Annotated in this window: 9 protein-coding genes; all 9 read right to left on the bottom strand. The window is 60.2% G+C overall.

The features are described 5' to 3' along the window. Positions 1–715: 715 nt before the first annotated feature. Positions 716–982, bottom strand: a complete 267-nt coding sequence (locus ABJN75_RS23925) for an aldehyde dehydrogenase family protein (protein ID WP_348442192.1) — start codon at positions 980–982, stop codon at positions 716–718. Beyond that, complete coding sequence (locus ABJN75_RS23920) at positions 910–1,176, bottom strand: aldehyde dehydrogenase family protein (RefSeq protein WP_348442190.1); 267 nt, start codon at positions 1,174–1,176, stop codon at positions 910–912. Before ABJN75_RS23920 ends, ABJN75_RS23925 begins: the two co-directional genes overlap by 73 nt. 48 nt (positions 1,177–1,224) lie before the next feature. Next, a complete protein-coding gene (locus tag ABJN75_RS23915; RefSeq protein ID WP_348442189.1) occupies positions 1,225–2,382 on the bottom strand; it encodes an iron-containing alcohol dehydrogenase in 1,158 nt (385 codons plus the stop codon). A gap of 155 nt (positions 2,383–2,537) precedes the next feature. Then, a complete protein-coding gene (locus ABJN75_RS23910; RefSeq protein ID WP_348442191.1) occupies positions 2,538–2,954 on the bottom strand; it encodes an MBL fold metallo-hydrolase in 417 nt (138 codons plus the stop codon). 341 nt (positions 2,955–3,295) lie between these two features. Continuing rightward, positions 3,296–4,153, bottom strand: coding sequence for an alpha/beta hydrolase (locus ABJN75_RS23905; RefSeq protein WP_348442188.1), 858 nt, complete (start codon positions 4,151–4,153; stop codon positions 3,296–3,298). Then, complete coding sequence (locus ABJN75_RS23900; RefSeq protein WP_348442187.1) at positions 4,150–4,956, bottom strand: aspartate dehydrogenase; 807 nt, start codon at positions 4,954–4,956, stop codon at positions 4,150–4,152. The genes ABJN75_RS23905 and ABJN75_RS23900 overlap by 4 nt, the downstream gene beginning before the upstream one ends. Next, on the bottom strand, positions 4,943–5,644 hold the full coding sequence (locus tag ABJN75_RS23895) for an ABC transporter ATP-binding protein (protein ID WP_348442186.1): 702 nt from the start codon (positions 5,642–5,644) through the stop codon (positions 4,943–4,945). The genes ABJN75_RS23900 and ABJN75_RS23895 overlap by 14 nt, the downstream gene beginning before the upstream one ends. After that, complete coding sequence (locus ABJN75_RS23890) at positions 5,638–6,393, bottom strand: ABC transporter ATP-binding protein (protein WP_348442185.1); 756 nt, start codon at positions 6,391–6,393, stop codon at positions 5,638–5,640. Before ABJN75_RS23890 ends, ABJN75_RS23895 begins: the two co-directional genes overlap by 7 nt. After that, positions 6,390–6,849: branched-chain amino acid ABC transporter permease (locus tag ABJN75_RS23885; protein ID WP_348442184.1), on the bottom strand; the 460-nt coding region annotated here is incomplete at its 5' end. The genes ABJN75_RS23890 and ABJN75_RS23885, both read right to left, overlap by 4 nt.

Here is a 6,849-nt window from a genome sequence, read left to right as displayed (position 1 = left end):
GGCGGGCTACTCAAGATTACAGAGAAGACATCTTTTCAGGTCCCGGACGCTCCCCAAGCCACGCCGCCGCCCGGCATGGCATCAAAAGCCTGGATCAAGATCAAGAAGTTACTCGAAGGGGAGAATTTCGAACTCAAGGGGGCAACGTCGACCGGGGGTGTGCGTGGATAAAACAGCGAATAGGCAGAAAAATGCGCCTCTTACATTCGTTCGTAACTCCTTCCTCCTTCCCAATTTTCGAAGCATGGAAGCCATCATGTGCACAGCAAAACCTGACACCGATTTGTCATGACACGGATGGGTTTTTATTCGTCAGCTCGTAAGAGCGCCGTTGTGGGACTTGCGGAAGTTTCGAAATTAACTGGGCGTCACAGTGGCCGCTCGCTTTGGGCTTGGAATAGATTGCGCTTCGCAAAATCAGATTTTCTCAACGTTTCAATGGATTTCTGCGCGAGTAAAATGTCCTTTAGCCGACAACATTGGTGAACACCACATAGCGTCCCGTGTTGAGCATCTTGAACACCATTACGTCTAGAAGGCCGGGAACTCGCCCCTGCAAAATCTGACCTTTGAGCGCAGATAGATTGACGTTGAAATAAGTCACGAGCTGAGCGTTCTCTAGCAACGTATCGCAGCTTTTGAGATTCGGGTGCCAATCGGCACACAAAGTTGACCCCTTATCTGCGTCCAGTTTTGGCCCCCCAAATGATTCGGATCAGCGCTTTGCCTGCCTGGCGCTGGACGGGGTTGCAGAGGATAGGCCAAGCACGATGATCCGCTTGTCGTTCTGGTGACCGGGGATGACATCGCCGCAAATGCGACGGCCTTCTTCGGCGAACCATTGGATGAAGCTGGCGCCATAGGCGGTTTCGCCGCGCGCCTCGGCCAGCGGCTTGCCCACTTCAGCGGTCAGGATCCTGGCCAGATTCTCGGTGTTCTCGCGCATCCGTACCTGCCATTTGAGCCGATTGCGCAGGTCCACGTGGCCCATTCCCTCTGCGCACCATAGGCCGCGTCTATGGCCACGCGGACATCTTTGGCGCCGAGGTCAGCGACCTGGATGAATTTTTCGCCCGTGGCCGGAATTGAAACCGGAAAGGTCCGCTCTCCGGTTTCAAATCCGGCCCGGAAGGCACGGTGTTCCAACAGGCTCGGATCCGACAATTGCCCCCTCATGATAAGCCCTTATGGTGTGTTGAGCTCGAAAGCCCGGGCTTGAATTCTTCAGTAGGCGGCGCGGTAGATCGCGAGCGCGTCGGCTTCGGTGAGTTCGCGCGGGTTGTTGACCAACAGCCGGGTCTGGTTCATCGCGTCCGATGCCAGCCGGGGCAGGAAATCCTCCGGAATGTTCATCGCCCGCAAGGTCTGCTGCAGGCCGCAGGCTGCCGAAAGTTCGGCGAGCCTGTCGCAGAACGCCGCCGCCCGCGCCTGACCTTCGAGCTTCGCCAGATCCGGAAAGACAAAGGGCGCCAATTCCGCGTAGGCCTGCGGCGCTGTCACCGCATTGAAGCGCAGCACATGTGGCAGCACCAGCGCGTTGGACAGGCCGTGAGGGATATGGAAATGACCACCCAGGGGGTATGCAAGTGCATGCACGGCAGCCACCGGCGAGTTGGCGAACGCCTGTCCGGCCAGCATCGAGCCAAGCAGCATGTCAGACCGTGCGGCAATGTCACTGCCTTCATGGACAGCCTTGAGCACAGAGCGGCCCATCAGTGTCAGCGCCTCAGTCGCCAACATCCGCGACAAAGGGTTGTTGTTGGCGCTGGCAGAGGCATAGGCCTCAATGGCATGCACCATGGCGTCAATGCCGGTTGCCGCTGTGATGTGCGGCGGCAGACCCAGCGTCAGTTCCGGGTCGAGCAGTGCTACATCGGGCAGGATGACCGGCGAGACAACGCCCATTTTTTCATTGGTGCCGGTGGTGACGATGGAAATCGGCGTAACTTCAGATCCAGTGCCGGCGGTTGTCGGCACCAGGATCAGCGGCAATCGTGGTCCCTTGGCATTGCCGACGCCATACATGGTCTTGAGAGTTTCCTGACCAAGCACGAGCACTGAAACCAGTTTGGCAACATCCAGCGACGAGCCCCCACCCAGGCCGATGATGCCCTCGACCGAGGCGGCCTTGGCTTGATCGACTGCCGCGAGGATGACCTCCTCGGGCGGATCCGCCTGAACATCCGAAAACATCTCAACGGCAACGCCGGCCACTTCGAGCACTGAAAGCGCCCGTTCGACAATGCCAGTGCGGATCATGCCCGGATCGGTGATCAGCATCACCCGGGTCCCAATCTGGCCCCGGGCAAGCGCGCCGAGCTTGCCCAATTGTCCGGCACCGAACTGAATGCTTTTGGATGTATTGAAGACAAATGGTGTCACGAGACTCTCCCTGTTTCAGGCAAATGTTTGCTTAGCCGCCGAAGTTGAAGACGACAAGCACGATCAGAACCAACGCTAGCACACTGGTGACCAACAGGGTTCGCAAGCGTTCGCGTTCGACCGGAGACCGGTCGTGATTGAGTTTCCTCGGAGCTTCATAGGCCGGATCTCCAGCTTGGGCGGGTTCGCCATTTGCATTTTGTAGGACAGAAACCAGACAAGTCAGACTCCAGAACAGCCAATTCCGAGACGGCTGGTCTGACCGGCCACGAAAGAGAGCGCCATAATCCGCAACGGATTGGAGATGCGCCAGCCAACAAAATGCCAGTCAATCGGCCCATCGCCTGCTGTCGCCCAGGCGGTACGGCTTCATGCAAGGCGTCGGCAGCAAACTGCTGCGAATTGAACGCATAGGCATACTCGCTCCGCCGCACAATGTGCCACGCCCGAGGGAAATGCCCGATGGCGCCGGTGTGATCGAGATGGAGATGCGACTGCAAAACGTGGCGTACATTGTTTGGCTCGACACCGACGAGACGACACTGGTCGACGCAGTTATTGGCAATATTCATCACCGGAACATAGGCATCGACAACGACACCCCAATGCCCGCGCTTGGGTGAAGACCTATCGCCATTTAAAGATAGGCTGAGCCAGCTTCCATCGCTGGAAGTCTGCTTGCGAACAACGTGGTGAGACTGGTCTTGAGAACCGCTCATCTGCGCTGTGAACCCCGCCGACCATAAACGAACCGCAATCATCGAACAGGTGTCGTATCTTTGCAATACCTGTCATCTCGGTCCTGTGCGGAACAGGCACCGGCGACAGGGAGCCCGAAAAGTCGCGGTTTTACGAAAGACGGAACTGCAGGAAAGAGAATCAAAGGGTGAGCTTGCGAGACAGTGCAACCACGTCAACCGCTCACAAGCCGTAGCAATTCTCGGCCCAGCGGATGGTCTGCGTCGGCCAGATCGAAGATCACATCAAAATGATGCCGCCGCGCGCCGATCATGCAGGGGGCGCCAACCGCCTTTGCATAGGCTTGGCTCTGGCGGTGAAAACCCGGCGCCTCGTGTTCCGCAGCCACGATCGTCAGACGCGGCGTACCAACGGGCAGGTGGCGCAGCGGACTGAAAGCCTCGATCTCGGCGGGAGAGAACTGCATCCAGTCCTGCACATGGCTTGCCGCAATCGGCGCCAGGTCGAACAGGCCGCTGACCGGCATGGCGGCAGCGATCGGCTGCTCTGGCAGGCCAAGCGACGCCTGCCAGCCGCCTTGCAGCAAAGTCGCCGCAAGATGCCCGCCTGCGGAAGAGCCGGTCACCACAATGCGGTGCCGGTCGATGCCAAGTGCTTCCGCCTCGTGCCACATATAGGCGAACGCGTTACGTGTGTCGGCGACAATATCGGTCATTCGCACCGTGGGGGCCAACCGGTAATCCGGGACCGCGCAGGCAATGCCCTGTGCCGCCAGCATGGGCGCCAGAAAGGCTGAATGCTGCTTCGAAAGTCCGCGCCAATAGCCACCATGAATGAAAATCACCAGGGGCCGCAGCTCGCCCGGCATGGTCCCGAACAGGTCCAGCCCCAACCCTGCCGCGGCGTCAAACACAAGATCTGTCCGCGAATTGGGCAGATCGAGTGCGGCCTGCGAACGTGTCAGATAGGCCGCGATCGTGCGTTCGAAATCTTCCAGTGAACAACTGTCGCGCGCGGTATAATCGGCGTCCAGTTGTGCCCGCGGCCAATTGGCTTCAGCGGCGATGCTCATATGACCAGCCCTCCTGCGCGTGTCTCGATCAGGCGCACCAGGGAAAGCGCTGTCATTTCCGAAGACTTCGGATTTGTTGCCAGGGGCCGATTGTCCAGGCGGATCACCATCCGGCCAAAGTCGCCCTCCGCGGTGACCGAATGGCTGTTTACTGTTGCGGCCGGATCGGCAACCAAAGAAATTGTCGTATGATCCAGCCCGATCCCCGCGAGCGCCGAAATCACCGCGACGTTTGCGTTTTGCGGAAATGCATCCGCCGCCGCGCGAGCGGTGCCTTCAAAGAAGGTATGAGGGGAGGTAAGCTTGGCCAGATCGCACAACGATACCGCCCCCGTGCCTGCCCAGGCGGCAGGAGGCTTGATGATTTCATGCCGCACCGCGCGCAACGGCAGACGCGATGCAGCCGAGAGCGCATCAATGCCGCCCAAAGCGCCGGGCGGGATAATCAGGTGCGCGCGCCTGGCTTTGGCAAGCGCCAGCAATTCGGCAAAAAGCAACTCATCGACAAGGGCCGAGGTGGAAGAAACCGCGAAATCGCGGCCCGCGGCCAGTGCGGCGCGCCCCCAGCCGGCAACCGAGCCGCGCCCTGCCGCCTCAACCACCAGATCCGCGGGAACCCCCGCCAATTCAGCGGGATCGGTCAAGACCTCTGCGCCGGGCGGCAAATCGCGCGTGTGGCTGGCATCGCGCAAGCCGACGGCCACGATTTTTACGGCTGCGTCCCGCTCGGCCAGCAATGTCGCGACACGGCGGCCAATGGCGCCCCAGCCGATCAGAACCAGACGCACATCAGACTCCGACATAAGCCTGCACCTGTGGTGCGTCGCGCTCCAGCTCAGCCGCGCCGCCACTCCAGACCGTACGACCGCGCTCGATAATGTAGTGGCGGTCGGCCAGGCGCTTCAGCACGGCAAGGTTCTTGTCGATCAGCAGGATGGACTGCCCTTCTGCCTTCAACTTTTCAATCACGTGCCAGATTTCAGTGCGGATCACCGGGGCAAGGCCCTCGGTTGCCTCGTCCAGAATCAACAGGCTCGGATTGGTCATCAGCGCGCGCCCGACGGCCAACATCTGCTGCTCGCCGCCCGACAGCGTCCCGGCAGACTGGGCATGGCGCTCTTTGAGGCGGGGAAACAGCTGGTAAATCCGCTCCAGTGTCCAGGGGTTGGCGCGCTGGCTGCGGTTTGCGGCGGTGGCCACCAGGTTTTCCCGTACTGTCAGAGTGGCGAAAATCTGGCGTCCCTCGGGCACCAGCCCCGCCCCCAAACGGGCGATCTTTTCCGGAACCCAGCCGGAAATCTGCTGGTTCTGAAAGCGGATCTCGCCGCCGGTTGGCGCAAGCAGCCCCATGATACAGCGGATCGTCGTGGTCTTGCCCATGCCGTTGCGTCCCATCAGGGTGACGACTTCGCCTTCGCGCAATTCAAGCGAGATATCGAACAGGACCCGGCTTGCGCCATAGGAGGCTGAAATGTTGCTAAGGCTCAGCACAACTCATCCTCCGCGCCCAGATAGGCCTCGCGCACGGCGGGGTCGTTGCGGATGTCTTCAACACTGCCCTGGGCAACAATGCGTCCGTAAACCAGCACGGAAATGCGGTCGGCCAGCGCAAAGACCGCCTCCATGTCATGCTCAACCAGCAGGATCGCGGTCTGCGCACGCAGGGCGCGCAATTGCTCAATCATCTTCAGGCTTTCCACGTGGCCAAGGCCTGCCATCGGTTCATCCAGCAGCATGATCCTGGGTTGAAGCGCCATCGCCATCATCAGTTCGAGCTGCTTCTTTTCTCCGTGGGACAGGTCCGCCACCAGGGCGGTCTCGCGCTCTTCCAACTGGCAATCTGCGATGATCCGCTCCGCCGCATCCCAGATCCTGCGCCGCTTGACCACCCGGTCCCAGATGCGGAAATTGCCGCCGGCGCGGGCTTGCAGCGCCATGCCGACATTCTGCAAAACCGTCATGTCTTCCAGAAGCGAGGTGATTTGAAACGTGCGGCCCAGCCCCATCTCCACGCGCTCGTGCACCGAAGCCTGGGCCAGATTCCGCCCCATCAGCCTGATCTTGCCTTCATCCGGGGTCATCTCGCCACAAATCAGGTTGATCAGAGTCGATTTGCCCGCGCCATTCGGCCCGATCAGTGCGTGAATCTCACCAGCGTGCACCTCGAGACTGACGCCATCGGTCGCGGCCAAGCCGCCAAAGCGCTTGCGTAACGCTTCTATCTCCAGAACTGCGGTCATTGCCGGCCCCCTATTTTGCCAAGCAACGCCATCAACCCGCCTTTGGAGCCCAGCACCACAAGCAGAAGGATCGCCCCCAGCCCGAGTTGCCAGTGCTCTGTCCATGATGACAGCGTGCTTTCGAGAACCAGCAGAGTAGCTGCGCCGAAGAACGGGCCAAGCAGCGTGCCGACACCACCCAGAATGACCATCACCATCAACTCGCCCGATTTCATCCAGTGCATCATGTCGGGGCTGGCAAAGCGCATGGCATTGGCCATCAGCGCTCCGGCGAGTCCCGCGCCCATGCCCGACAGAACAAACGCGTAAAGCTTGTAGCGGAACACCGGAATGCCAAGCGCCGCCATCCGCCGCTCGTTCTGTCTTATGCCTGCCAGCACCGCGCCAAAGCTGGAGTTGATCACCTGCCTCAGGCCGAGAAAAAAGAGGACCGTCACCGCAAGCACCACCCAGTAA

Source organism: Hoeflea sp., from assembly GCF_039975035.1.
Classification (GTDB): domain Bacteria; phylum Pseudomonadota; class Alphaproteobacteria; order Rhizobiales; family Rhizobiaceae; genus Hoeflea.
This window is presented reverse-complemented; position numbering and strand designations above follow the sequence as displayed.